This is a genomic window from Bradyrhizobium sp. 63_E2_N1_3, assembly GCF_052076005.1.
Taxonomy (GTDB): domain Bacteria; phylum Pseudomonadota; class Alphaproteobacteria; order Rhizobiales; family Xanthobacteraceae; genus Bradyrhizobium; species Bradyrhizobium barranii.
In genome coordinates, this window is record NZ_CP197235.1 from 1761226 (window position 1) to 1785548 (window position 24323).

At 64.3% G+C, this 24323-nt stretch carries 26 protein-coding genes; 21 read left to right on the forward strand and 5 right to left on the reverse strand.

Going from position 1 to position 24323, the window contains the following annotated elements:
• Window position 1 precedes the first annotated feature (1 nt).
• From AB7531_RS08225 to AB7531_RS08305, 17 genes are all read left to right on the forward strand, one after another.
• The gene (locus AB7531_RS08225) at window positions 2–1342 is read left to right on the forward strand and encodes a MotB family protein (protein ID WP_063981307.1); all 1341 of its coding nucleotides are present in this window, start codon (window positions 2–4) and stop codon (window positions 1340–1342) included.
• Window positions 1339–2526 (forward strand): chemotaxis protein, encoded by a 1188-nt coding sequence (locus tag AB7531_RS08230; RefSeq protein WP_063981308.1) that lies wholly within the window; start codon window positions 1339–1341, stop codon window positions 2524–2526. The genes AB7531_RS08225 and AB7531_RS08230 overlap by 4 nt, the downstream gene beginning before the upstream one ends.
• The gene (fliK, locus tag AB7531_RS08235; protein ID WP_063981309.1) at window positions 2523–3848 is read left to right on the forward strand and encodes a flagellar hook-length control protein FliK; all 1326 of its coding nucleotides are present in this window, start codon (window positions 2523–2525) and stop codon (window positions 3846–3848) included. The genes AB7531_RS08230 and fliK overlap by 4 nt, the downstream gene beginning before the upstream one ends.
• On the forward strand, window positions 3799–4380 hold the full coding sequence (locus tag AB7531_RS08240) for a transglycosylase SLT domain-containing protein (protein WP_063981310.1): 582 nt from the start codon (window positions 3799–3801) through the stop codon (window positions 4378–4380). Before fliK ends, AB7531_RS08240 begins: the two co-directional genes overlap by 50 nt.
• A gap of 97 nt (window positions 4381–4477) precedes the next feature.
• Entirely contained in the window at window positions 4478–5710 is a 1233-nt protein-coding gene (locus tag AB7531_RS08245; RefSeq protein WP_063981311.1) for a flagellar hook protein FlgE, read from the forward strand.
• A gap of 34 nt (window positions 5711–5744) precedes the next feature.
• Window positions 5745–7220 (forward strand): flagellar hook-associated protein FlgK, encoded by a 1476-nt coding sequence (gene flgK, locus AB7531_RS08250; RefSeq protein ID WP_063981312.1) that lies wholly within the window; start codon window positions 5745–5747, stop codon window positions 7218–7220.
• A gap of 3 nt (window positions 7221–7223) precedes the next feature.
• Window positions 7224–8270, forward strand: coding sequence for a flagellar hook-associated family protein (locus AB7531_RS08255; RefSeq protein ID WP_063981313.1), 1047 nt, complete (start codon window positions 7224–7226; stop codon window positions 8268–8270).
• Between the two features lie 54 nt (window positions 8271–8324).
• On the forward strand, window positions 8325–8669 hold the full coding sequence (gene flaF / locus AB7531_RS08260) for a flagellar biosynthesis regulator FlaF (protein WP_063981314.1): 345 nt from the start codon (window positions 8325–8327) through the stop codon (window positions 8667–8669).
• Window positions 8669–9088: a flagellar biosynthesis repressor FlbT gene (gene flbT / locus AB7531_RS08265; RefSeq protein WP_063981315.1), complete on the forward strand. Its 420-nt coding sequence runs from the start codon at window positions 8669–8671 to the stop codon at window positions 9086–9088. The genes flaF and flbT overlap by 1 nt, the downstream gene beginning before the upstream one ends.
• A 15-nt stretch (window positions 9089–9103) precedes the next feature.
• Complete coding sequence (flgD, locus tag AB7531_RS08270; protein WP_063981316.1) at window positions 9104–9523, forward strand: flagellar hook assembly protein FlgD; 420 nt, start codon at window positions 9104–9106, stop codon at window positions 9521–9523.
• Window positions 9520–9786 carry a flagellar biosynthesis protein FliQ gene (fliQ, locus tag AB7531_RS08275; RefSeq protein WP_014492683.1) on the forward strand — a complete coding sequence of 89 codons (267 nt, stop codon included), beginning with the start codon at window positions 9520–9522 and terminating at the stop codon, window positions 9784–9786. The genes flgD and fliQ overlap by 4 nt, the downstream gene beginning before the upstream one ends.
• A 76-nt stretch (window positions 9787–9862) precedes the next feature.
• Window positions 9863–11944, forward strand: coding sequence for a flagellar biosynthesis protein FlhA (gene flhA, locus AB7531_RS08280; protein WP_063981317.1), 2082 nt, complete (start codon window positions 9863–9865; stop codon window positions 11942–11944).
• Window positions 11941–12693 carry a flagellar biosynthesis protein FliR gene (fliR, locus tag AB7531_RS08285; RefSeq protein WP_063981318.1) on the forward strand — a complete coding sequence of 251 codons (753 nt, stop codon included), beginning with the start codon at window positions 11941–11943 and terminating at the stop codon, window positions 12691–12693. Before flhA ends, fliR begins: the two co-directional genes overlap by 4 nt.
• A gap of 5 nt (window positions 12694–12698) precedes the next feature.
• The gene (locus AB7531_RS08290) at window positions 12699–13118 is read left to right on the forward strand and encodes a hypothetical protein (RefSeq protein ID WP_063986115.1); all 420 of its coding nucleotides are present in this window, start codon (window positions 12699–12701) and stop codon (window positions 13116–13118) included.
• The gene (locus AB7531_RS08295; RefSeq protein ID WP_063981319.1) at window positions 13115–13600 is read left to right on the forward strand and encodes a rod-binding protein; all 486 of its coding nucleotides are present in this window, start codon (window positions 13115–13117) and stop codon (window positions 13598–13600) included. Before AB7531_RS08290 ends, AB7531_RS08295 begins: the two co-directional genes overlap by 4 nt.
• Before the next feature lie 39 nt (window positions 13601–13639).
• Window positions 13640–14152 (forward strand): hypothetical protein, encoded by a 513-nt coding sequence (locus AB7531_RS08300; RefSeq protein ID WP_063981320.1) that lies wholly within the window; start codon window positions 13640–13642, stop codon window positions 14150–14152.
• Entirely contained in the window at window positions 14149–14607 is a 459-nt protein-coding gene (locus tag AB7531_RS08305; protein ID WP_014492689.1) for a hypothetical protein, read from the forward strand. The genes AB7531_RS08300 and AB7531_RS08305 overlap by 4 nt, the downstream gene beginning before the upstream one ends.
• A gap of 122 nt (window positions 14608–14729) precedes the next feature.
• On the opposite strand, the gene AB7531_RS08310 is transcribed toward AB7531_RS08305, so the two are convergent.
• Window positions 14730–15500, reverse strand: coding sequence for a response regulator transcription factor (locus AB7531_RS08310; protein WP_028147148.1), 771 nt, complete (start codon window positions 15498–15500; stop codon window positions 14730–14732).
• A gap of 817 nt (window positions 15501–16317) precedes the next feature.
• Here AB7531_RS08310 and AB7531_RS08315 point away from each other — a divergent pair.
• Window positions 16318–17250, forward strand: a complete 933-nt coding sequence (locus AB7531_RS08315) for a hypothetical protein (RefSeq protein ID WP_063981321.1) — start codon at window positions 16318–16320, stop codon at window positions 17248–17250.
• A 14-nt stretch (window positions 17251–17264) separates the two neighbouring features.
• Here AB7531_RS08315 and AB7531_RS08320 read toward each other — a convergent pair whose 3' ends face one another.
• Window positions 17265–17846 (reverse strand): MarR family winged helix-turn-helix transcriptional regulator, encoded by a 582-nt coding sequence (locus AB7531_RS08320; RefSeq protein WP_028147146.1) that lies wholly within the window; start codon window positions 17844–17846, stop codon window positions 17265–17267.
• Window positions 17847–18393: 547 nt separating this feature from the next.
• Here AB7531_RS08320 and AB7531_RS08325 point away from each other — a divergent pair.
• Together AB7531_RS08325 and AB7531_RS08330 are read left to right on the forward strand one after the other, a co-directional pair.
• Window positions 18394–19620 (forward strand): MFS transporter, encoded by a 1227-nt coding sequence (locus AB7531_RS08325; protein ID WP_245328637.1) that lies wholly within the window; start codon window positions 18394–18396, stop codon window positions 19618–19620.
• A gap of 101 nt (window positions 19621–19721) precedes the next feature.
• Window positions 19722–20609: a dienelactone hydrolase family protein gene (locus AB7531_RS08330; RefSeq protein WP_063981323.1), complete on the forward strand. Its 888-nt coding sequence runs from the start codon at window positions 19722–19724 to the stop codon at window positions 20607–20609.
• A gap of 58 nt (window positions 20610–20667) precedes the next feature.
• Here AB7531_RS08330 and AB7531_RS08335 read toward each other — a convergent pair whose 3' ends face one another.
• Both AB7531_RS08335 and AB7531_RS08340 read right to left on the reverse strand, forming a co-directional pair.
• Window positions 20668–21936 carry a serine hydrolase domain-containing protein gene (locus tag AB7531_RS08335; protein ID WP_063981324.1) on the reverse strand — a complete coding sequence of 423 codons (1269 nt, stop codon included), beginning with the start codon at window positions 21934–21936 and terminating at the stop codon, window positions 20668–20670.
• A gap of 121 nt (window positions 21937–22057) precedes the next feature.
• On the reverse strand, window positions 22058–22906 hold the full coding sequence (locus AB7531_RS08340) for an SDR family oxidoreductase (RefSeq protein ID WP_063981325.1): 849 nt from the start codon (window positions 22904–22906) through the stop codon (window positions 22058–22060).
• 143 nt (window positions 22907–23049) lie between these two features.
• On the opposite strand from AB7531_RS08340, the gene AB7531_RS08345 reads away from it, so the two are divergent.
• Window positions 23050–23805, forward strand: a complete 756-nt coding sequence (locus AB7531_RS08345) for an HAD family hydrolase (protein WP_063981326.1) — start codon at window positions 23050–23052, stop codon at window positions 23803–23805.
• Between the two features lie 24 nt (window positions 23806–23829).
• Here the strand turns inward: AB7531_RS08345 and AB7531_RS08350 are convergent, their stop codons facing one another.
• Window positions 23830–24237, reverse strand: a complete 408-nt coding sequence (locus tag AB7531_RS08350) for a nuclear transport factor 2 family protein (protein WP_014492699.1) — start codon at window positions 24235–24237, stop codon at window positions 23830–23832.
• Window positions 24238–24323 lie beyond the last annotated feature (86 nt).

Below are 24323 nucleotides of genomic sequence, written 5' to 3' on the forward strand. Positions count from 1 at the left end.
CATGGAAGAAGTCAAGCACGAGCTGGTGATCATCCGCAGGCGCAGCGCCTTCGCCGAGGAGGCGCATCACGGTGGCGTCTGGAAGATCGCGTATGCGGACTTCATGACCGCGATGATGGCGTTCTTTCTGGTCATGTGGCTGCTCAATGCGCTCAACCAGGACCAGAAGCAGGTGGTCGCGAGCTATTTCAACCCGATCAAGCTCGCGGAGAACGCACCCGCTCCGAAGGGCCTCAAGGATCTCAGCAAGAAGGAGCCGACGCAGTTCGAAGGCCAGGACGGCAAGCGTCAGCCGGCCGGGCCGAACGAAGAACGTCGCGGAGACTCGCCGACGGCGGAGAAGCCTGCCTCCTTCGAAGAGAAGGTTCTGTTTCGCGATCCCTACGCGACGCTTGCCGAGATCGCCAACAGCGCGAACCAGTCCTCGGGCCAGCGCCGCGCCGGCGCGCTGACCTCCGCCGAAGAGGACGGCCTCAAGGGCGGCGATGCCTACCGCGATCCCTTCGATCCCGGCTATTGGAAGTTGGCGCCGCAGACGTCCAAGGATGCGGATCACTTCGTCGACAGCGAGCCAAAGCCGAACGCGTCCGCGCGCGACAATGCGTCCGGGACAGGTCAGGGCGAGCCGCAGGCGCAACGTGCCAAGCAGGACGATGCCGGCGGTAGCGTGGCTCCAAACGCGGACGCGTCGTCTGCAAGCCTGTCGCCGCTGCTGCCGCCCGGGCCTGCGCTTTCGCAGGCTCAACGCGATGGCAGTGCTCAGGCGAATGCGCCGCAACCGGGCGCCCAGGCTGGCGCTCAAGCCAATGCCGCCGCGCAGCCACGCCCCGGCGATCAAGCAAAGAATTCCGAATCGCGCGATGCGGCACAGACCCAGCAGCCGACCGTCAAGCAGCTACAGTCCGCGATCGTGGATGCGCTGTCGGACATCAAGGCCGGTGCGGGCCCGGTGGCCGAGGTGCGCCAGGTCGAGGAAGGCCTTCTGATCAGCCTGACCGACGATGCGAGCTTCGGAATGTTCGCGGTCGGCTCGGCCGAGCCGCGGCCTGAGCTGATCCGCGTGATCGACAAGATCGGGCCGCTACTGACGAAGCGCCAGGGCATGATCATCGTCCGCGGCCACACCGACAATCGGCCTTACAAGTCCGAGAATTACGACAATTGGCGGCTGTCGACCGCGCGCGCGCAGATGGCTTACTACATGCTGGTTCGCTCCGGCGTCGATGCGCAGCGGATCGAGCATGTCGAAGGCTACGCCGATCGGCGGCCGAAACTGACGAACGATCCAGCTGCCGCCCAGAACCGCCGGATCGAGATCCTGGTCCGGGAGAAGCGCCCTTGATCAGGCCGCTCCTGCGCGCCGCGCTGCTGCTGCTGCCGTTCACGACGGTATGCGCGCTTGCCGATCCGGCACCGTCCCCGGCATCGACCTCGGGCGAGCCCTATGAGCTCGTGCGCACCTTGCAGGCGGTGCAGGATGGCATTGCCCGCGGCGACACCGCGGCGCATGGCAGCCACATCGCGCTGACCCGGCAGGTCGGCGAAAAGTTCCTCGCCGCCGATCCGAGCGTGTGGAGCAATGCGCAGAACGGCCAGGCCGTCATCATCTATTTGCTCAGCGGCGGCGGGCCGCAGGTCGTCCGAAAGCTGCCGCGCGACAAGCTGAACGTCGACGAGCGGCTGTTCAACGGTGCGCTGGCCTATGTCGAAGGCCGCCAGGACGAAGCGCGCGAACTGCTCAAGGACGTTAAGCCGCGCACGTTGCCAACGGGCCTGGGCGGACAGGTCGCGCTGGTCCAGGGCGCACTGTTCGCGCGCGCCGAGGCATCGCTCGCGATCGAGCGTCTGGACGACGCGCGGCTGCTGTTGCCGGGCACGCTGGTGGAGGAGGCGGCACTGCGGCGCGAGATCCTGCTGGTCGGGCAGGCCGAGGATTTCGACAAGTTCGAGTTCCTGACGCTCGCCTATATCCGCCATTACCGCAACTCGGTCTATGCCGGGGACTTCTGGCAGCGCTTCGCCTCCGGCCTGACGCAATCGAGCATTGCTCTCGACGAGCGCCGCTTTGCGCGGATCGTCACTCTGCTGGAGCAGATCGACCGGGCGAGCCGCCTCAAGCTTTATCTCGTGATCGCGCGCACCGCGATGGTGCATGGACGGCTGGCGGTGACCCGGCTTGCAGGCGAGCGTGCGCTGACGCTCAGCGCCGACGCGTCGGAGGATCGCGAGCGCGCGCATTTCTTCCGCGGCGTCTCGCGGGCGCTCACTGACGAGTATGACGGCGGTGTCGCCGAGTTGAAGGCCCTCGACCGCTCGAAGTTGCCCGAGCGCGACGTTCCGTTGCTGAATGCGACGTTGCAGCTCGCACTCGATGTCCGCAAGCCGTTCGCGGGTGGATCCACCGCCGCCGCCGACAAGCCTCCGGTCACGCCGGCGCGTCTCGATCTCGCCGCGTCGACCGAGACGCTTGCGCGCGCGCGGAAGCAGCTCGGCGAACTCGAACGCCTTACCAGGGATCGCCCATGACGAAGCTCAGTGGAACCTCCGGACAGGTCTTTTCGGGTCTCGCCGAAAGCCTCAACGTGCGCGGCGCATCGCTCTCGGGAAAATCCGCCGGAACGAAATCGCCGGCAGATTCGTCGTTCAACGATCTGCTGCACACCGTCTCGAATCTCGCGAAGCGGGCGCTCAACGACGAGGGCGGCAACACGAGCGCGAAAGCCGGATCGTTGCGCACGCACCTCGCGCGCCCGGCCGACAAGGACAAGACGGTGCGGGAACGCACCGAGGCGGATGATGAACCCGAACCCATTCGCAAATCGTCCGACGAGAAAACTGAAAAATCGCCGGAGACGCAAACTCCGGTCGACCACGGCGCGAAGACCGAAGTTTCGGCCCGATCGAGCATTCCGGCGGTCGTCGAACAGCAGTTCGCCGCCGTGCCGGCCGTGAAGCCGCAGCTGCAATCGCCGGCGGGCGACAAGAAGGACGCGCCTGCGCGCGACGAGCGCTCTGCCACGACGAAGCGTGAGGTCCAGGGCACCGCGAAGGTCACGTCTGCCGAGCCCGCGCCGCCGGCTGCCGCTTCAACGGGCACGCGCTCGCAGGCCGCGCCTTCGCAGGCGGCGGCAGCCGCGCAGCAAGCCAGCGATGCGTCCTCGAAGGCAATGCCCGCGACGCAAGGCTTCGAGGCCGTCACGGCCAATGTCGAACGCGCCGTCAAGGCCTCGGCGCGGGACGCATTGCCCGAAGCGACCAAGGTCACCGTGGTCCAGCAGGAGACCCATCTGCCGCCGGCGCAGTTCAGCGCCACGCAGCAGGTCGCCAACGCAGTCGTCGCCGAGCTGAAGGAATCGCCGGCTCCGACGGCGTCCACCGCCGCCGATCTCGCGACGTCGCAGACCAAAGCGCCTGAGCCGCTCAAGATCCTGACGATCAATCTCGAACCGCCGGCGCTCGGCAACGTCACGGTACGCCTTCGCCTCGTCGGCTCGGAGGTTTCAGTTCACCTCGCGGCCGCGCGCAAGGACACCAGCCTGATGCTGGATCAGCAGCGCGAGTCGATCCGCGATCTCATGCAGTCGGCGGGCTATGTCGCCGACGTCGCGCCCGTGCAGCACGGCTCGCTGGACGGATTCCAGAGCGGCTCCGGCCAGCCGCAGCCGCAGCTCTCCGGCCAGCAACAGCCATCGTCGCAGTCGCAAGGCACGTTCGGCGGCGCCGGCACGTCGTCCGGGCAATCGGACGGCGGTGCGAAGCAGGCCCGGCAGGAGCGCCAGTCCAACGAGGAGACGCGTCATGACCAGGACGTGGGGCCGCATACTCGCCGCGGCCCTGTTTATCTGTAGCGCGGGCGCCGCGGCAGCGGCGACCGACAACGCGCGCCCTTGCGAGCGCGAGATGGCGCGCGCGTCCCAGCAGCATGGGATCCCGCTCGGCATTCTCTATGCGGTCGGCCTCACCGAGACCGGACGGCGCGGTTCGCTCCACCCTTACGCGCTCGGCGCCGACGGCCAGACCGTGTTCGCCAAGGACATGAACGACGCGATCGCGAATTTCGAGACGATGCGCGGCAAGGGCATCAAGCTGATCGACCTCGGCTGCATGCAGATCAACCATTATTATCACGGCGACAAGTTCACGTCGGTGCGCGCGATGTTCGATCCCGCGAAGAACGTCGAATACGCCGCACGCTTCCTGAAAGAGCTGAAGCAGCGCGAGGGCAGCTGGACCATGGCGGTCGCGCGCTACAACGCAGGCCCCAACAATCAGCCCGCGCAGAAGCGCTACGTCTGTCACATCGTCGCTCATCTCGTCTCCAGCGGCTTCGGCGCGTGGACCGACAAGGCGCGCTCGTTCTGTCAGCCGAAGACGACGTGACCGCTACCACCTGAAAGTTGTGCACGGATCCCAATCATCAGCTCCGCGCAAGCAAGAACCCGCATTGTAGATACAACCTGACAAAGGAGCCTACTTCATGAGCCTGTATGGTGTTATGCGCACCGGCGTTTCCGGAATGAGCGCGCAGTCCAACAAGCTGTCGACGGTTTCGGACAACATCGCGAACGTCAACACGACCGGTTACAAGCGGGCTTCGACGGAATTCTCGTCACTGATCCTGAAGAGCGGCTCCGGCAATTACGACTCCGGCGCCGTCGAGACGACGGTTCGCTACGCCATCAGCGACGCGGGACACACGCAGTTCACCACGTCGACCACGGACCTCGCCGTGCAGGGCAACGGCTTCTTCGTGGTGTCGAACGCCGCCAACACGCAGCAATATCTGACGCGCGCCGGCTCGTTCGTGCCGGACGCCCAGGGCAATCTGGTCAACGCGGCCGGCTACTACCTCCTGGGCCAGCCCGGTAAGGTGACCAATTTCTCGCAGAACAGCCTGTCCGGCATGCAGATCGTCAACATTGCCCAGGTTTCGCAAGTGCCTGTGCCGTCGACGGCGGGAACGCTCACGACCGGCAATCTGGATCCGAAAGCGGCTGTGATCGCCGGTCCGCCCGGGCCGGCGTCATATTCGTCGAAGAGCTCGATCGTGGCCTACAACAATATCGGCCAGGCCGTTACGCTCGACGTCTACATGTCCCACACGGCGACGGCCGCCGGCTCTGACACCTGGCAGCTTCAGGCTTACAACTCCGCGACAGGTGCGTCGGTTGGTGCCGCCACCACTTTCACCTTCGATACGACCGCAGCCGGCAAAGGCACGCTGGCCGCGGCGAGCCCGACGACTCTCGCCCTCACCGTTCCCGGCGGTGCGGCGATGAGCCTGGACCTGTCGAACATGACGCAGGTCGGAACCGACTTCAGCTTCAAGGCGACAGTCAATGGCAGCGTTCCATCGGCCATCGACAAAGTCGATGTCGACGATTCGGGCTTCGTGACGGCGATCCTCAAGAACGGTCAGCAGCTGACGCTCTACACCATCATGCTCGCCGACGTCGCGAGCCCCGACAACCTGACGCCGGAGCCCGGCAACGTCTATTCGACCAACATGAATTCCGGCAACGCGCAGGCCGGGAATGCCGGTACCGGCGGTCTCGGCACTGTCCAGTCGGGCGCGCTGGAGGACTCCAACGTCGACCTCGCGGACGAACTCACCGGGATGATCGAGGCGCAGCGCGGCTTCACTGCGAATTCGAAATCGTTCCAGACCGGCGCCGATCTTCTCGACGTCGTCGTCAACCTGAAGCGCTGAATCCTCAAGCGCTCATTCCGGGCAAGAGCAAATCATGTCCCTTACCGCCGCTCTCGACTCCGCTCGTGCGTCGCTCATGGCGTCGGGTATCCAGTCGTCGACGATCTCGCGCAACATAGCCGGTGCCAGCGCCGCCGGCTATTCGCGCAAGATCGCCGTGCTGGACAATCTCCCTGGGGCCGGCGTCTATGTGGCGGCGATCCAGCGCGCCGCGAGCTCGGGTCTCTATAATAACGTCCTGATCGCGACGTCTGGGTCCGCCAAGCAGAATGCGATCCTGGACGGTCTTCAGAAGATATCGGCCTCGACTGTAGACGATCCCGAGCTTGGGCAGTCGCCGGCCGCCCAGCTCAACAAGCTGAAGCAGGCGCTCCAGCAATATGCCAACGCCCCGGACAACACCACGCTGGCGCAGGCGGCGGTCACGTCCGCCAAGGACATGGCGACCGCGCTCAACCAGGCCACCAAGACCGTGCAGACGGTGCGCCAGGGAGCGGACGCCGACATGGCGACTTCGGTCGGGAATATCAATCAGCTCCTGACCCAGTTCGATAAGGTCAACACCGCGATCGTGAAGGGGACGATCGCCGGTGACGACGTCACCGATTATCTCGACCAGCGCGACAACATTATCTCGAAGATGTCGCAGGAGGTCGGCGTCTCGATGACGCTGCGCGCCAACGGCGACGCGGCGCTCTACGCCGACAGCGGCGTCGTGCTGTTCGACAAGACGGCGCGCTCGGTCAGCTTCGCGGCGACCAACATCTATACGCCCGGGACCACCGGAAATGCTGTCTATATCGACGGTGTCCCGGTCACCGGCGCCAATTCCGTGATGCCGATCAAGACCGGCAAGCTCGCTGGCCTCGCCCAATTGCGCGACAACGCCACGGTCACGTATCAGAGCCAGCTCGACGAGGTCGCACGCGGCCTTGTCGAATCCTTCAAGGAGGTCGACCAGTCCGGCGCCGCGCTGCCCGACCGGCCCGGCCTCTTCACCTATCCCGGCTCACCCGCGATGCCCGCAAGCGCGACCGTCTCGGTCGGCTTGGCCGGCTCGATCAGCGTTGCCGCGTCGGTCGACCCGGCCCAGGGCGGCAATCCCAACCTGCTGCGTGATGGCGCGATCAGCGGCAACGTTGCCTACAGATACAACACCACCGGCAATGCCGGTTACTCGACCAGGCTGCAGCAGCTCATCGGCAACATGGATGCGTCGCAGCCGTTCGATGCAACCACGCAAGGCAAGCCGAGCGGCAGCTTGATCGACTTCGCTGCGTCGTCGACGAGCTGGATCGAAAACCAGCGCAAGGCCGCGGACGACAACGCCACCTACCAGAACACGCTGCTCGACCGCAGCTCCGCGGCGCTGTCGAACGTCAGCGGCGTCAACATGGACGACGAGATGTCCTTGATGCTTCAGGTCGAACGTACCTATTCGGCGTCGTCGAAGATCATCTCGACCGTCGACCAAATGTTGCAGAGCCTGCTGGCCGCCGTGGGGAATTAAGTCATGATGAGCGCCAACTACATCTCGACCCTGATGCTGTCTTCGTCGTTGAGGTCCTCGATCACGAACAATCAGGCCGCGCTGACCAAGGCCTCGAAGGAAGCCACCACCGGCCGCTTCGCCGATGTCGGCCTCGAGCTTGGTGCCACGACGGGAAGCGACGTCACCCTGCGGGCGGACCTGAGCTTCGCCGATCAACTCGTCGATACCAACGGGCTCGTCTCGGGGCGGCTGGACACGACGCAGAACCGGATCACCCAGCTCGGCACGACCGCAACCTCTTTCCTCAAGGACCTGATCGCGGCCCGCAGCACCGACGGCGGCGGGCGGATCATCCTGCCGCCTGCGTCCGCCAACCTCCAGGATCTGATCGGCGCGCTGAACGTCTCCTATAATGGCTCGTATCTCTTCTCGGGGGTCAACACGCAGAACACGCCGATCACGGCTTACACCGCGGGTTCGGCCAGCAAGAACCAGGTCGATGCCGATTTCCTTGCGACCTTCGGCTTCTCGCAATCCTCGGCCAGCGTGAGCACCATTACCCCGGCCCAAATGCAGACCTTCCTCAACACCACCTTCGATGCCGAGTTCGCGAGCCCGGCCTGGAACACCAATTGGTCAACGGCCACCGACCAGACCATGCAAAGCCGTATCTCCACGACCGAGATCGCCGATACGTCCGTTAGCGCCAACCAGATCGGCTTCCGTAGGCTCGCCGAGGCCTACACCATGATGGCGGATCTTGGGAACGCGAACCTGAGCCAGGACACGTTCCAAGTCGTCGTGGACAAGGCCATCGGCCTCGTCGGTAACGCCATCACTGACCTCGCTACGCTCGGCGGCGGCGTCGGCACAGTCCAGCAGCGGGTCACCGGCGCCACCGAAAAGCTCAAGACGCAGCAGGACATTCTGAACAATCAGATCGTCAAGATGGAGGCCGTCGACCCGACGGAGGCCTCGGTCCGGGTCAACACCCTGCAGACCCAGATCAAGACGGCGCTGTCGCTGACGTCGCAGCTCCAGCAGATCAGCCTGATCAACTATCTCTGAGCCGGGGTCTGTAACTTTGTCTTGTTGTTCGGTCTCCTGCGCAGAGTGGTTCTGATGACGTTTGAAGCCTATGAAGTGGTCGTCGATGATAGCGCCTCTGAGGCGCGGGGCCGCGAGCGGCAGGCGCTCAGCCTCGGCATCGACCGGCTCGAGCGGGTCCAGGGCGGGCGCTTCAGCTTCGAAGATCTGGTCGAGAGCCTGCTCTACGTGCGGCGGCTGTGGACGATCTTCATCGAGGATCTCGCCCATCCGGAAAACGCACTCCCGGAAAAGCTGCGCGCCGACATCATCTCGATCGGTCTGTGGGTCGTCAAGGAAGCGGATCGGCTTCGCGAGGAGAAGTCGAACGACGTGATGCAGCTCATCGAAATAAACCGCCTGATCCGAGACGCGCTCTGATGAAAATATCCTTGCGGGCGGGCGAGCGGATCTACGTCAACGGCGCGGTGCTGCGCGTGGACCGCAAGGTCTCCGTCGAGCTCGTCAACGACGTGATGTTCCTGCTCGAAGGGCAGGTCATGCAGGCTTCCGACGCCACGACGGCGATGCGGCAGCTCTATTTCATCGTCCAGCTCATGCTGATGAACCCGACGGATATCGGCGCCGCAGTCGCGCTCTACGGGGAGCATCACGCGGCCCTGCTCGCGGTTTGCGAGAGCCGTGAGATGCTCGACGGGCTCGCCACGATCCACGAGCTGGTCCGCACGACCCGCTATTTCGAGGCGCTCAAGCGGATCCGGGGACTGTTCCCGGTAGAGGACGCAATCCTGGCCGGCCTGGCCGGCGTCGCCACCGAGATCCCATTCGAGGCTGCCTGACAGCGGAGAGGCTACATGAACGTCAACAGCGCGACCGACAGCACCAGCAAGTCCAATGCGACCGATTCCACGAAGAACACGGCGAGCAACACCGTCGACTACAATACCTTTCTTCAGCTCCTCGTCGCCGAGATGAAGAACCAGGATCCCACCAATCCGATGGATACCTCGCAGTACATGAGCCAGTTCGCCCAGCTCTCGACGGTCGAGCAGGCCATGCAGACCAATTCGAAGCTGGATGCGCTGCTGTCGTCGCAGTCGCTGTCGCAGGCCAACGGGCTGATCGGAAAGACCGTCAGCTTCACCGACGCGACCGGCGCGACCTTCAGCGGCAAGGTCGTTTCGATCTCCATCAACAACGACGGCTCCATCGCAACCCTCGAGAACGGCACGAAGGTCGCGGTCGGGCCCGGCCTTACGATCAGCCAGTCATGAACGAGCGGGACGCCCTCGACATCGTCCAGGCGGCGATCTGGACCATCATCGTCGCCTCCGGCCCCGCCGTCGGCGCCGCGATGCTCGTCGGCACCGCCATTGCGCTGATCCAGGCGCTGACCCAGGTCCAGGAGGTGACGCTGACCTTCGTGCCGAAGATCATCGTCATCCTCCTGGTCGTTGCTGTTTCCGGCTCCTTCATCGGCGCCCATCTCTCCACCTTCACCGAGATGGTCTATTCGCGGATCGAGCACGGCTTCTGATCCGCGAGAGCCCGGCCACCACCCTCGCGTAAGCTTTGCACGGCAGATTGCGGGGCGGACCCTCTGCCGGTGACCCATGGCCGATACATTAGCTGCTAGCCTGCCGACCCCGCGACGATTGGGGGCCGACGCCTTTTTCGCGGGCGGTATCGTGGCCATGCTCACGATCCTGTTCCTGCCAATACCGCCGATCCTGATCGACCTCGGCCTCGCCTTCTCGATCGCGCTGTCCGCGCTGATCCTGATGGTCGCGCTGTGGATCCAGCGGCCGCTCGATTTCTCCGCCTTCCCGACCGTGCTGCTGATCGCGACGATCCTGCGGCTGGCGCTCAACGTTGCGACCACCCGTCTGATCCTGTCGCGGGGCGGGGAGGGCGAACAAGCCGCGGGTCACGTCGTTGCCGGCTTCTCGAAGTTCGTCATGGGCGGCGACTTCGTCATCGGTCTGATCATCTTCACGATCCTGGTGACGGTGAATTTCGTCGTGATCACCAAGGGTGCAACGCGTATCGCGGAAGTCGGTGCCCGCTTCACCCTGGACGCCATCCCAGGCAAGCAGATGGCGATCGACGCCGACCTCTCCGCGGGTCTCATCGACGACAAGGAGGCCCAGCGCCGGCGCCGCGAGCTCGAAGAGGAGAGCGCGTTCTTCGGCGCAATGGACGGTGCTTCGAAATTCGTCCGCGGCGACGCAATCGCCGGCCTGATCATCACGGCGATCAACATCTTCGGCGGCATCATCATCGGCGTGACGCATCACGGGCTGACGTTGTCGCGCGCCGCCGACGTCTACACCAAACTCTCCGTCGGCGACGGTCTGGTAACGCAGATGCCGGCACTGATCGTGTCGCTGTCGGCGGGCCTCCTGGTCTCCAAGGGCGGCACCAGGGGGTCGGCGGAGCAGGCCGTGCTGAGGCAGCTCGGTGGCTACCCGCGCGCGGTGTCGGCGGCGTCGTTGATGATGTTCGTGCTCGCCTTGATGCCTGGGCTGCCGATGGCACCCTTCGTGCTGCTCGGCGGCGCAATGGCCTTTGTCGGCTACTCGCTGCCGCGGCGGCAGGCGGCGCGGGAGAAGAAAGAGCATGCGCGCAAGGCCGACGAGCGCGCCCAGGCCGATGCCAAGGAATCCGTCAAGGAATCGCTCAAGACCGCAGAGATCGAGGTGTCGCTCGGCGGCCATCTGTCGGTCCATTTGCTGGGCGCGCGCACCGAGCTTGGGCACCGCGTCAGCAAGCTCCGCAAGAAGTTTGCCAAGCAATACGGCTTCGTCATTCCGGAGATCAAGCTCAGCGACAATCTGTCGATCGATCCCAAGGGATACCAGATCCGGATCCACGACACGCGTATCGCCCACGGCGAGCTGCGGCTCGGCGAGGTGCTGGTGCTCGTCGACAAGGACGGCAAGCCCGACGTTCCCGGCGAAGAGGTGATCGAACCCGCTTTCGGCATGAAGGCGCTGTGGGTGACGGAGGCGTTCACCGACGAGGTCAAGCGTCAGGGCTGCAAGCCGGTCGACAACCTGTCGGTGCTGCTCACGCACTTGAGCGAAGTGCTCAGGGCAAATCTCGCGCAGCTGCTGTCGTACAAGGACATGCGCGGGCTGCTCGACCGTCTCGATCCCGAATACAAGCGCCTGGTCGAGGATCTCTGCCCGTCGCAGATCTCCTATTCGGGCCTGCTGGCGATCCTGAAGATCCTGCTCGCCGAGCGCGTGTCGATCCGCAACCTCCATTTGATCCTGGAGGCCATTGCCGAGATCGCGCCTCATGTGCGGCGCTCCGAGCAGGTCGCGGAGCATGTGCGGACGCGACTTGCCCAGCAGATCTGCGGCGACCTTTCCGACAACGGTGTGCTGAACGTCGTCCGCCTCGGCAACCGCTGGGACCTGGCGTTCCACCAGAGCCTGAAGCGCGACGCCAAGGGCGAAGTCTTCGAATTCGACGCCGATCCTCGGCTGATCGAGCAGTTCGCAACCGAAGCCAGCGCCGCGATCCGAAAATTCACCGAGAACGGCACCAGCGTGGTTCTGGCGGTCACCCCCGAAGCGCGCCCCTATGTCCGGATGATCCTGGAGCGGGTGTTCCCGACCTTGCCGGTCCTGTCGCATGTCGAGGTCGCGCGCAGTGCCGAGATCAGGGCGCTGGGAGCCATATCGTGATCAGCGGGCTTGCCGATAGCGTGCTGGTCACGTTCATCGTGTTCTGCCGAATCGGCGCCTGCCTGATGCTCGTACCCGGCTATTCCAGCGTCAACGTTCCGGCCCAGGTTCGCCTGTTCGTCGCGCTCGTCACGACGTTTGCGCTGACGCCGATCCTGATCTCGGTCCTGAAACCTCTCACCGACAACGCCGCGCCGCTGACGCTTGCGCTCCTGATCTGCTCCGAGCTCGTGGTCGGCAGCGTCATCGGGCTCGGCGGGCGCGTGTTCTTCCTCGCGCTGCAGACCATGGCGACCGTGATGGCGGGCGCGATCGGGCTGAGCAACATCCCGGGAACGCCGGTCGGCGACACCGATCCGGCGCCGGCCCTGGTCCCGCTGATCATGGCAGCCGTCACCACGCTGTTCTTCATGACCGATCAGCACTGGCAGGTCCTGCGCGGGCTGATGAACTCCTACGACGTCTGGCAGCCCGGCAACAGGATCGGCGGCAGCATGGCGCTCGAACAGCTCGTCAGCCGCCTGTCCGAGGCGTTCGTGCTGACGCTGCGGATCACGAGCCCCTTCATCGTCTATTCGGTCATCGTCAACCTCGCGGTCGGCCTGATCAACAAGCTGACGCCGGCAATTCCGGTCTATTTCATCTCGGTGCCCTTCGTGCTGTTCGGCGGCTTCCTGCTGCTCTACCTCACGAGCGACGAGCTCTTGACGCAATTCATGCTTGGCGTCTCGTCGTGGCTGGCGGAGTGATGGTCATGACGTCGCGCGCGGACAAGCTCGGCCGGATGGTCTCGCTCGTGAAGCTTCAGCTCCGGCTGTCCGAATGGCAGCTCGCGCATCTGCGGCAGCAGGAGCGCAGCTTGCAGGACGAGCAGGAATGGCTGGTAGGAACCCTCAACGAGGGCAAGCCGCCGGCGGGCTCGTCGAGCGACTCAATCGCGCGGCGCCTGAACAGGACGAGCGCCGGTGCGCGCGCGGTCCAGGCGCAGGCGTCGCAGCAGCTCGACCAGGTCCGCGCGGACACCCGCCGTGTGAAACAGTTCGAGCAGGTCGCGAAGGCCGCGCTCGCAGACAAGCTTCGCGACGCGGAGGCGCGCTCGCTCGAAGAGATGACGGGAATAAGCCCCGCCGTGCGTGACTGGACGCCACGGCCAGCCAGCCGGAACAAGACATGATCGTGACAGCGACGCCCGACCTCGTTCTCGATGTCCTCGATGCCGCCGACCCCGTGACGCAGCGGGCGGCGACCGCGAAGCTCGATGCACTGAAATCGTCGGACGCCGATTTCGCCGCCACCATGGACGCGGAGGTCGGCAAGGCCAAGGCGGCGAATGCCGATCAATCCGCGGCGCAGGCTGCCGAAGCGCAGCAGCCGGGTGCGGTGAACGGGCCGCCGGTGCGGGTGATCAAGGCGCCCGCATCCGGCGAGGTGTACCGGAAGTTCGAGGCGTTCATTCTCCAGACCTTCGTCGAGACGATGCTGCCGAAGGAGTCGGAGGAAGTCTTCGGCAAGGGCACGGCCGGCGGCGTCTGGAAGTCGATGCTGGCGGAGCAGCTTGGTGCTCAGCTGGCAAAGGGCAAGGGCATTGGCATTGCCAAGCAACTGGCCGCTGCGCAACCGGCGGGGCCCGGCGTTACGGAAAAGACCGGATCATGATCCGGGAATGGGTGACAGAAGTTGAGGGGTGAATTTCCTATGCAAGCACAAGAAGGTGCGGCGGTCCTGGTGGTGGAGCAGCCGGTCGTGGACGCCGAGGCGATGACGCTGGAAGCGGCAGAAGGCGATGCGTTCTTGCCTGCGCTGCTGCCGAATCTCGGCGGTGACGTGGTGAACGACGGCACCGACGCGGCGAGATCGGACGAGGTGCGTGGCCTGCTGTCTGCGATCCGCCGGCTCGAGAACATCGTCGAGGAGGAGACGGTCGCGCTCTCGACGGGCAAGAAGATCGATTTCGACGACTTCAGTGCCCGGAAGAGCCGGAGCATGCTCGAATTCGTCCGCTTGATGCGGGCTCGGATGCATCTCGGCAACGAGGTCGAGATCACCGAGGAGATCCAGCGGTTGCGCGAGAAGCTCGAGCGAAACCGTTCCATCCTCGAAATGCATTACGATGCGGTGCGTGAGGTCGCGGCCATCATCGTCAAGGCGATCAAGGAAGCCGAGTCGGACGGCACCTATACCGGCCGCACAGCACAGGACGGAAAATGATCAGACTCGTGCTGGCCGGGCTCTGGGTATGCATCCTCACCGCGGGCACGAGCTATGCCGTGGCCTATTGGAAGGAAAACGGCAGCCTGCTGCCGGCGAAGGACGAATATCTCGACGGCCTTCAATACCAGAAGACGCGGGCGCTGAGCGTGCCAATGGTCGAGGGCGGCAGCGTGCAGGGCTACATCGTGGCGCGCTTCGTCTACACCGTTGAAGCGCGGATCATGCACCAGCTCAACGTCCCGCCGGAGCCGTTCGTCGTCGACGAGGCCTTCCGCAGGATCTATGCCGACGACCGCCTCGATTTCAGGAAGCTCGCCCGTTACGACCTTTCCATCCTCACGACGGCCATCAAGCAGCGTGTCAACGAGCGGATGCAGGCCGACGTCGTCCAGGACGTCCTGGTCGAGGACTTCAACTATGTTTCGAAGGAAGAATTCCAGCAGAAGCCGTAGCTGTCGCGGCGCCGGCATCGCGAGGCCGCTGTTCCGCCATCCCTGCCGCTGAAAGTGCAACGGCCTCTGCGAAGGGTACTCCGCAGAGGCCGTTGTCGTTTTCGTGGCGGTGCCCTGCCGCGTTAGTTTCCGGCCGGGTACGCCGCCGGGGCGGCATGTGCCCTGTTCAGGAGGATCCCGACCTCGTCGAGTTCCTGCATCGGCACGTCGATGGTCTCGCCGGCAGGGATGTTGAGGCGGTATCCGACGTAGCGCCGGGCCACGATCGCGTCGAAGCCGAGGCGGTCGCGGAGTTTCTTGCGCAGCTTGCTGACGTGGCTCTCGATCACGCTCTCGTCGAAGGTCGACTCGAAGATGCCGTAGACCGCGTTGAAGATCTGCGTCTTGGTGATCCACTTGCCGTGGTTGCTGACCATATACTCGAGAATGCGCAGCTCGCGGCGGGGCAGGGTGAGAGCGTGGCCCGCGATCTCGGGGTCACGTCCGTTGAAGAAGACCTGGATCCTGGTCTCGCAGGGCCTCGGCAGCTCGCCCACCCGGCGGCGCGCGATTGCGGCCGTTCGGGCGAGGATCTCGCGCAGGTGAATCGGCACGTGGACGACGTCGTCGACGCCCGATTCGAACAGCTCAAGCGTGTTCTTGAGCATCTTCTGGCCGCTCATGGCGATGATGGGCGCCGAGGAGCGCTTGCGCATCGCCCGCGGCAGGCTTCCGCGGGCATCGCAGTCCCCGAGGAGAAAGGCGTCGACCGCCGCCAGATCCGGTTCGCTCGCAGATTGCAGCCAGTCCCAGAATTCTCCGGAGGAGAAGCCGATCGACGATACACCTTCGCGAACGAGCCCTCCAACGTAGCTGTTCGTGACGCTCTCGCGATCATCAACGATAATATACATTAGTCTTTCGCCCCTGTTTCGCACTTGTTGCTGCCGGATGGTTGTTGTGATGCCCGGCTCGGCAACCATGCTGTTTGACGATATTTCCATCCCGCGAACCGTTGTTATGGTTTCGATATTCGCGGGCAGCCCTACGCATTCAGTGCCTGCGTGTGCAGGCCTGCTACTTCGACTCGATACTGAACGCTTACTGCGTGAGGCTCGGCGGGTGTCTTACGGATCACCTCGCGGAGCGGATTGAGACAGACCTAGAACAGTTGCGCCAACTTGCCGATTGCGTCCGAACGCACCTGAACTGTGTCGATCTCCTCGCCAACTGGCGAGAATCACTTGAGTAGGACCGTAACAATTGCCGATTTCCGATCAAGCGCGCGCAGCAAAGCGGTTGCTATGCGTGTTTGATGCTGTTGATTCGTTTCTGGTTGTTTCTTTGTATGTTCGATCGCATCAGTTGATTTGGTAATCGAACTAGTTTTGCACCGTAGCGTTTCTAAAGTTCCGCATCCCCGCGTAATCACAGCTATTTTGCGCGGTGCTGCAGGTCATGCGCACAATGGGGTTTTCAACCCGGGATTGACTCTCCTGCTGGTGTTTCCCCATGCGACAATTCGACTCATGTATGGCGCGGCGACTCCAGCTTGGCGAAATCTTGGCGAGTGTGTGTCTTTCGAGTCGCACTCTCGCCACGTCCATGACGCTTTTGACTCATGCGACGTCGCATCGGGCGCGATGGAAAGTTTTCGCTGCGCACGTTTCAGGCAAGCTTCGGCAAATAACTTCACCGTTCGATAGATCGAACCGAACGGAGCATTTTCACATGTTGTCCGATGGACAAGCTCGTCCCAACGCGACCGCTGATGTTTCCGCGGCGGCGAAGCCGGCTCCGGATGCGCGCGATACAAACACGACACAGACGGCCAAGCCCGCTGCAAGCGCGAAGCGTGTGTCGGCTGCGGCGAACGACGAGACCCTGGCGAAAGAGGCGCTCGAGGGGCTGAAGCGTATTCGCGCCAAGGCGCGCCTCGACAAGATGGCGATACCGAAGCCTGCGCCGACCGTGATGAAGCCGGCCGTGATCGTGGCCAAGCCGCCGCCGCCGCGTCCGACATGGGTCGCGCCGCTCGCAACACTGGCGGTCGCTGCGATCCTGGTGGTCTGCGCCTGCACCGGCGTGATCGCCTATCTCACCACGCAGCCGGCCCAAAGCAACGTGGCCGCCAATACGGAGATCAGGAATCTGCGCGAGACTGTCGCGCTGCTGCGCAAGCAGGTGTCGGGCGTGTCCGAAAATCTCGACGGCCTGCGCACCGCGGTCGATCAGTCGAGCAAGGCGACCAACGATCGCTTCGGCAGGTTCGCCGAGAATCTGGACCGTATCGAGCGGGTGAGTTCGTCCTCGACGGTGAAGCTGGACAAGCTCGCCCAGGCTCAGGCGCAAGCGCCGGCGCCGGCGGCCGTCGCCTCGCAGCCGCCCTCGCAGACGATGCCGATGATGGCCTCGGTTGCCGCGCCCGAGATCACGGGTTCGGTTCCTCCGTCGGCGCCGCGCAAGGTGGTCAAGGGCTGGTCGGTCCGCCAGGCCTATGAGGGAATTGCGATCCTGCAAGGTCCGAACGGCGTCATCGAGGCCGTGCTTGGACAGCAGGTACCCGGGCTTGGCCGCATCGAAGAGATCAAGAACGAGAACGGCCGTCTGGTCGTGGAGTCCAGCGGCGGCGTCATCTACTCGTCACGCAAGGCGACGCCGTGATCGAGGGCCGCCTCCTATTGGCGATGATGCTCGAAGCTGGTGCATAGCAGATCGATCTCCGCCTCGGCGATCGGCGCGCGAAACAGGCGGCAGCTGAACTCGGCGGCGCCGGGCTTGCCGTCCGTGGCGGTGCGATCTTCGCGCAGGAAGATGCATCGCTTGCAGACGTCGGTATGGTGCCGCTGCTCGGCCGCGTCCGCCTGATCGAGCACGTGCCGGAGCGTGTCGCGAAAGCGGATCTTGGCCTCGTCGTCGAGGACGGCGATCGGCTCGAGGAGAACGCTGATGGGGTCGCGCACCAGGAACTTCTTGCCCTGCTGCGTCACGCTCAGCGTCACCGATCGCTTGTCCGTCGCGGAGCGCTTTCGCTCCAGATATCCGAGCCGCTCGAGTTCGCCGATGATGAAAGAGGCGGTGCCGCGCGTGGTGCCGACGTAGCTCGCGAGCGCCGAGGGCGTCCGCGAGAAACGGTTGGCGCGGGAGAGAAAGCGCAGGGCCATCCATTCGCGGTCGCGCAAGCCATGCTTGGTGCCTTCGAACCACAGGATGCGGGCCATCTGTCCCAACAATTCAATCGCTTCGCGAGCTAAAATCATTTCAGTTCCAGGTCGGACAAGCTTTATTCAATTGAGCCTTTGGTAGCGCAATCTGGGTGGACGAGAATGAAAGTTCTCGGGCGATTCTTCGTCCGTTGCCGGATGGAGGGACCGCGCTCGGGAAGTTGCATCCGTTGTGCAGATGGAACTTCCGGCCGTGGAACTAGAGCGTCACACAGAAAGTTCGAGTAAATCGCACGGCTCAACTCTTCTGAAAATTTCAATCAAATCACGAGAGCTTGCACGTGAATTGACGGTGATGTGCGACGCCTGAGCAACATGATGTGTCATTGTCGCCACTGCGAGGCCCATTTGTTGCGGCCTGGAGTTTCGAATACGCAAAAGGGCGCATCACCGGCAACGCCTGGCGATGTGGCTGGCCGGGAGAGAACCCTCTCTTTCGGTTAATGGATGTTGCGACGCAATGCAGCCGGACGGTTAAGTCTGGCAAACGAGCGAATCCAGGGAAGTCAAAGTGTCGTTGGGAATTGAGCAAGCGGCGCCGTTCAACGTCAAACGAGCAGCATTCGCAGCCACCATCGGCAACATGCTCGAATTCTACGACTTCATTACCTACAGCTTCTTCGCCATCCAGATCGGCCATACCTTCTTCCCGACCGGAAGCGAGTACGGCAGCCTGATGCTGTCGCTGGCGACGTTCGGGGCCGGCTTCGTGACGCGGCCGATCGGCGGGATCGTGCTCGGCATCTATTCCGACCGGATCGGCCGGCGGCCCGCCATGCTGCTGAGCTTTGCGTTGATGGGAGCTGCTATCCTGACCATCGCGCTCACGCCGTCCTATCGCATGATCGGCGTCGCCGCGCCCATCATCGTGATTGCGGCGCGCATGGTGCAGGGCTTCGCCCTCGGCGGCGAGGTCGGACCGACCACCGCCTATCTTCTCGAGATTGCCCCGCTCGAGCATCGGGCGCTGGTCGTGGCATGGCAGCCGGCGAGCCAGGAGATCGCGGCGACCGCCGGCGCGCTGGTCGGCGTCATCCTGAGCACGACCATGGCGCCGGAGATGCTGGACTCCTACGGCTGGCGGGTGGCGTTCCTGATCGGGGCCGTCTGCCTGCCGTTCGGGCTCTGGATGCGGCGGACACTGCCCGAGACGATTCCGCATGCCGATGCCGGTGTCGCAGCGAAAGAGCGCACAGGTCACCTCTCGCAGGCCCGGCGTCACCTCGGCATCATCGCGCTGGCGTTGATGATCCTGGCCAGCGGAACGATCTCGACCTATGTCACGCAATACATGACGACTTATGCGCAGAATACCCTGCACGTGTCGTCGACGCTGGCTTTCGCCGTGTCGCTCGTCAGCAACGGCATTCAGTTCGTCGGCGCACTGGTCGGCGGATGGCTCGCCGATCGTCTCGGCCGTAAGCCGATCATGATCTGGCCGCAGCTCGCAACCCTCCTGCTCACCTATCCGACCTTCCTGTGGATCGTCCATGCACCGGGCGCGCTGTCGCTCCTGATCGGCTTCGGTGTGCTATCGATCATCGGCTCGCTGCCGTTCACCGCGTTCTATGCGACCTTCACCGAAGCGCTGCCCCAGAACATCCGCGGAGGCGTGTTCGCGACCGTCTACGCGGTGGCGATCGCGAGCTTCGGAGGTACGGCGCAGCTCGTGGTCACCTGGCTCCTCCACGTCACCGGCAATCCGCTGGCACCGGCCTGGTACCTCCTGCTTGCGGCGATCGTCGGACTTGTCGCAATGAGCCTGATGCCCGAAACGGCGCCGGTGAAAAGACGTCAGGGCTTGGCCTGAACGCGAACATGCTCGCAGGCTGGTGATTTGCGTTTCGCCGGCAATTATCGGCGAATGCGCCGCCTGAGGAATCAGGGCCCAGCATCAGGAAGGATCGACCGATGAGCTTCGAAACCACCATGACATCCGACGTCGTCGGGCTGACGAAAGTCGCGCCGGTCTCGCGCCGCGGATTCATGAGCGCCACCGCGGCCGTCGCTGCCGGCTACACGCTTGCGGCCGGTCCGGTCCGTGCCGAAATCATCACGACAGATACCGGCGGCCTCCAGGCTGGCGACACCAGGATCAAGGTCGGCTCCGAAGAGATGCCTGCCTATTTCGCGCGCCCGGCCGGCAACACCAAGGCGCCGGTGATCATCGTGGCGATGGAGATTTTCGGCCTGCACGAATACATCAAGGATGTGACACGGCGCCTCGCCAAGCTCGGCGCCTTCGCGGTCGCGCCCGACTATTATTTCCGCAAGGGTGTCGATCTCACCAAGGTCACCGACATCAAGGATCTGCTGCCGGTCGTCAATGCCAAGCCGGACGCCGAGCTGCTGTCCGATCTCGATGCGACGGTGGCGTGGGCGGGATCGCAAGGCGGCGACACCACGAAGCTAGGCATCATCGGCTTCTGCCGGGGTGGCCGCAATGTCTGGGAATACGCTGCCCACAGTGGCACCCTCAAGGCCGGTGTCGCGTTCTACGGTGCGCCGGTCGATCCCGCCAATCCGGTGTGGCCGAAGAGTCCGATTCAGCTCGCCCCCGAGATGAAGGCGCCGGTGCTCGGCCTCTATGGCGGCGCCGATACCGGCATTCCCGTGGCCCAGGTCGAGCAGTTCAAGGCGACGCTTGAGCAGGACAAGAAGATCGCCGAATTCAAGATCTATCCGCAGGCGCCGCACGGCTTCCATGCCGACTATCGCGGCAGCTATCGCAAGGATGCGGCGGAAGACGCCTGGAAGCAGGCCCAGGCCTGGTTCAAGAGGTACGGCGTGTTGAGCTGACGCCAGATTCGCAAAGGGCGGCCTGAGCGGCCGCCCTTTCTATTCCAGCGCGCCGGTCTTACTTCACCATCGCGCCATAGACGATGTCCTGCACCTGCTCGCGATAGTATTTCCTGAGCTCGCCCGGCGCCGCCGTTCCCACCACCACGACGAGACGCTCCTTGGGATCGCAGAAGAACTGCGTCCCGTAGGCGCCGTTCCAGGTGAACTCGCCGGGATTGCCGGGAACCGACGACAGCCCTTCGCTGGTCCGGACCGCGACCGCGAGACCAAAGCCGAAGCCGGCGCGATGCGGCTCGATGTTCGCCACATTGTTCTTGATCTCGGGACCGAGGTGGTTGTTCGTCATGTGATGCACGGTCTTCGGGGAAAGAATGCGCTGGCCGTCGAGCTCGCCGCCGTTCAGGAGCATCTGGCCGAAGCGGATGTAATCGCCCATCGTCGCGAACGAGCAGGCGCCGCCGCAGTCGAACTTGGTCGGAGTGTCCAGCAGCTTGATGGCCTGCGGCTTGCCGGTCAGCGGATCATTGGCAAACGGGCGGGCGAGGCGAGGGCGCTGTGCGTCGGTCGGGTGGAAGGTCGCGTCCTTCATGCCGAGCGGCTGCCACACATTGGCGGCGAGATAGTCGCCGAGCCTCTGCTCGCTGACCTTCTCGACGACGGCGCCGAGCACGTCGATCGAAAAACCGTATTCGAACTCGGTCGAGGGCTGATGCGCCAGCGGCAGTTTTGTGATGCGGTCGATGAAGGCCTCAGTGTCGCCTTCCACCGCCGGGGCGACGCCATCGGGGTATTGCCGCGCCACCGGGCTTGATGAGTCGGGGCGGCCGCCATACATCAATCCGGACGTATGCCGGTAGAGATCGTGGATGAAGATCGGGGAGGCCTGCGGTTCGAGCTTGAGCGAGCCATTGGCCTCGGTCGCGCCGACCTTCATGTCGGCAAAGCCTGGATAGTAGTCGGACAGCTTCGCCTGGAGCGGCAACTGGCCTTTCTCCATCAGCGTCAGGCCGGCGACCGCCGCCATCGGCTTGGTCATCGAGGCCAGCGCGAAGATCGCGTCGACCGGCATCGGCGTGCCCTTGTCCGGATCGAGCATGCCGTAAGCCTTGTAGTGCACGAGCTTGCCGTCCCGCGCCACCGCGACGACGGCGCCGGGGACGCGCTTGGCGGCGATCTCGCGCGCGAAAAAGCTGTCGAGCCGCGCGAGACCCTGCTTCGAGAAACCGGCGTCATCAGGGCTGGCTTCGGGCAGTGGTGCGGCGCGCGCCGCACCGAACGTGATGACGGCAACCGCCGTCGCGATCATGGCGATCGTCTTGTTCATTGCATCCTCCCAAGGCGAGCTCGTTCTGTGGTGGCTCGCCGAGCGGCTAGATCACGGCTGCGCCTGAGCGAAGTCAAGCGCGGGCGGGGCATGTCTGGGACGCGTCGGAGATAACCGGAACCTATCGCCCTTGCCCGGTGCGCCACAATGCATCCAGGCCATGCCGATAGGTCGGATGAGCAAGCGTGACACCGAGCTCGTGCTTCAGTTTCGCGTTGGAGACCCGGGCACTGCTGGCATAGAAGCTGCGGGCCATCGCCGACATCTCGGCGGTTTCAAACGGCTCTTCGGGCGGCGGCGCAAGGCCCATCAGCTTCGCCGCATAAGCGATCACCTCCTGCGGCGGCGCCGGCTCGTCGTCGCAGACGTTCCATGTGCCGCCGTCACTGTGCTTCACCGCGGCCATGATCGCGGTCGCGATGTCGTCGGCGTGGATGCGGTTGAAGACCTGTCCCGGCTTGATGATGCGCCGGGCCGTCCCCGCCCGCAGCGTCACCAGCGCGTTGCGGCCGGGACCGTAGATGCCCGCAAGCCGCAGGATCGCGACGTCGCCGCGCGCCGTGGCGGTCCAGGCTTGCTCCGCCGCAACGCGCGTGCGCGTGCGGTCGAGGGTGGCCTGCGGCGGCGTGCTCTCGTCAACCCAGCGGCCTGCGTGATCGCCATAGACGCCGATGGTGGAGAGATAGACGATCTTCCGCCGCCGGCTCGCGAGCGCGTCGCCAAGGGCCGTAACTGCGGGGTCGCCCGCGCTGCCGGGCGGGATCGATATGAGAAGGACATCGGCGTCGCGGACTCGCTCGACCACCTCGCGGGCCGGACTGCTGCCGGAAAAGGTGTGCACCTCGATATCGGCAAGGTCGTTTCGCTTGCCGGGATCGCGCACGGTGCCGGCGATATGCGAGAAGGCGCCGCCGAATTGGCCGACGAAATGCCGGGCACTGTAGCCGAGGCCGAGGATGAAGAGCCGCATGCGCCTGCCGTGCTGGAGTTCCCGCTCGCGCGAACTGCGCGCCGTTCGCTCATAAGGGATTTTTGGGTCCGGCAAAAGATATTGCAATTTTACTCGGCCGCCAGGGCACGCGATGCTCGCTTGTCAGGAGGGAGGTGTCGGTCATGCAGGCAGAAGCGCCGGCCGCAGTGCCATGCGGTGCCGCGGAGTTGATCGGGCGCGCCGCCGCGCTGATCTTCGATGTCGACGGCACGCTGGCCGAAACCGAGGAGCTGCATCGGCGGGCCTTCAACCATGCCTTCGTCCGTCACGGCCTCGACTGGCAGTGGGACCGGGCCGTCTACAAGGAGCTGCTGCGTGTCACCGGCGGCAAGGAGCGCATGCGCGCCTTTCACGCGAGGCTGCAGGTCGCGCCGCCATTGCCGGATGCCGATATCGCAGCCCTTCACCGCATCAAGACCGCGCATTACGCCGAGCTGATCGAAACCGGCTGCTGCCCCTTGAGGCCCGGTGTGGCGGACCTGCTCACCGCCGCGAGGGCCCGTGGCCAACGGCTCGCGATCGCGACCACCACCTCGCACGGCAATATCGATGCGCTGCTGTCGCAAGCGTTGGGAACGCGCTGGGCGGCAGATTTTGATGCGGTCGTCGCAGGCGACGATGTCCGCCACAAGAAGCCGGCCCCCGATGTCTATCTGGAAACCCTGGCGCGGCTGAAGCTGGGCGCAGCCGACTGCGTCGCGATCGAGGATTCCCGCAACGGCCTGATCGCGGCCTCGCGGGCGAACATTCCGGTGCTCATCACCAGGAGCATGTTCTTTCGGGACGATGATTTCAGTGCGGCGCAGGTCGTGCTGGACGATTTGTCGGAACTTGGGGGCTCAAGACAAAAAACTGAAAAACAACCCCATGCACAGTAGAAAGCGCCGGCCGGCCCGCCGCGGTCAGTGGACGCGGTGGCTCGTTCTATCGTCTTCAGCCTGCTCGACAATCTGCGCGATCGGGCTCGACTGGTGGTGCACCAGCCGCCAGCCGTCGCCGACACGCCGAAAATGGTTGGCCGCGGCCAAAGCGGTGCCGTCGACGATCTCGATGCAGAGCACGCGCGCGCTGTCGCCGTCGACGATCGCCTGCGGTTCGGCGCAGACGATCTGCGGCCGCTCCGGATTTTGCAGGATGTCGCGCCAGCTGCCGATCACCGTCGCCCGGCCGATGATGGCCGGCCAGCCGGGATGGATGCAGGAAATGGCGTCGTCATCCGCCCACATCCGCTCCATTTCGTCGAAGTCGCCCGTTGAAAAGGCGGCGTAGAAGGCCGCGTTCGCGGCGATGACCTTATTGTCCTTTGCCATGCCTCTCGGGTGGGGCAATGGCAGGCAAAAATCAAGCGCGACTTCCGTCCGACTTTGCGTTCGATTTGGACCGCAGTGCAGCATTG

Excerpts from the sequence above, each read along its gene's own strand:
- AB7531_RS08225 (WP_063981307.1), top strand. The coding sequence starts at position 2 with ATGGAAGAAGTCAAGCACGAGCTGGTGATCATCCGCAGGCGCAGCGCC.
- fliK (WP_063981309.1), top strand. The coding sequence starts at position 2,523 with ATGACGAAGCTCAGTGGAACCTCCGGACAGGTCTTTTCGGGTCTCGCC.
- AB7531_RS08240 (WP_063981310.1), top strand. The coding sequence starts at position 3,799 with ATGACCAGGACGTGGGGCCGCATACTCGCCGCGGCCCTGTTTATCTGT.
- AB7531_RS08245 (WP_063981311.1), top strand. The coding sequence starts at position 4,478 with ATGAGCCTGTATGGTGTTATGCGCACCGGCGTTTCCGGAATGAGCGCG.
- flgK (WP_063981312.1), top strand. The coding sequence starts at position 5,745 with ATGTCCCTTACCGCCGCTCTCGACTCCGCTCGTGCGTCGCTCATGGCG.
- AB7531_RS08255 (WP_063981313.1), top strand. The coding sequence starts at position 7,224 with ATGATGAGCGCCAACTACATCTCGACCCTGATGCTGTCTTCGTCGTTG.
- flaF (WP_063981314.1), top strand. The coding sequence starts at position 8,325 with ATGACGTTTGAAGCCTATGAAGTGGTCGTCGATGATAGCGCCTCTGAG.
- flbT (WP_063981315.1), top strand. The coding sequence starts at position 8,669 with ATGAAAATATCCTTGCGGGCGGGCGAGCGGATCTACGTCAACGGCGCG.
- flgD (WP_063981316.1), top strand. The coding sequence starts at position 9,104 with ATGAACGTCAACAGCGCGACCGACAGCACCAGCAAGTCCAATGCGACC.
- fliQ (WP_014492683.1), top strand. The coding sequence starts at position 9,520 with ATGAACGAGCGGGACGCCCTCGACATCGTCCAGGCGGCGATCTGGACC.
- flhA (WP_063981317.1), top strand. The coding sequence starts at position 9,863 with ATGGCCGATACATTAGCTGCTAGCCTGCCGACCCCGCGACGATTGGGG.
- AB7531_RS08290 (WP_063986115.1), top strand. The coding sequence starts at position 12,699 with ATGACGTCGCGCGCGGACAAGCTCGGCCGGATGGTCTCGCTCGTGAAG.
- AB7531_RS08295 (WP_063981319.1), top strand. The coding sequence starts at position 13,115 with ATGATCGTGACAGCGACGCCCGACCTCGTTCTCGATGTCCTCGATGCC.
- AB7531_RS08300 (WP_063981320.1), top strand. The coding sequence starts at position 13,640 with ATGCAAGCACAAGAAGGTGCGGCGGTCCTGGTGGTGGAGCAGCCGGTC.
- AB7531_RS08305 (WP_014492689.1), top strand. The coding sequence starts at position 14,149 with ATGATCAGACTCGTGCTGGCCGGGCTCTGGGTATGCATCCTCACCGCG.
- AB7531_RS08310 (WP_028147148.1), bottom strand. The coding sequence starts at position 15,500 with ATGTATATTATCGTTGATGATCGCGAGAGCGTCACGAACAGCTACGTT.
- AB7531_RS08315 (WP_063981321.1), top strand. The coding sequence starts at position 16,318 with ATGTTGTCCGATGGACAAGCTCGTCCCAACGCGACCGCTGATGTTTCC.
- AB7531_RS08320 (WP_028147146.1), bottom strand. The coding sequence starts at position 17,846 with ATGATTTTAGCTCGCGAAGCGATTGAATTGTTGGGACAGATGGCCCGC.
- AB7531_RS08325 (WP_245328637.1), top strand. The coding sequence starts at position 18,394 with ATGCTCGAATTCTACGACTTCATTACCTACAGCTTCTTCGCCATCCAG.
- AB7531_RS08330 (WP_063981323.1), top strand. The coding sequence starts at position 19,722 with ATGAGCTTCGAAACCACCATGACATCCGACGTCGTCGGGCTGACGAAA.
- AB7531_RS08335 (WP_063981324.1), bottom strand. The coding sequence starts at position 21,936 with ATGAACAAGACGATCGCCATGATCGCGACGGCGGTTGCCGTCATCACG.
- AB7531_RS08340 (WP_063981325.1), bottom strand. The coding sequence starts at position 22,906 with ATGCGGCTCTTCATCCTCGGCCTCGGCTACAGTGCCCGGCATTTCGTC.
- AB7531_RS08345 (WP_063981326.1), top strand. The coding sequence starts at position 23,050 with ATGCAGGCAGAAGCGCCGGCCGCAGTGCCATGCGGTGCCGCGGAGTTG.
- AB7531_RS08350 (WP_014492699.1), bottom strand. The coding sequence starts at position 24,237 with ATGGCAAAGGACAATAAGGTCATCGCCGCGAACGCGGCCTTCTACGCC.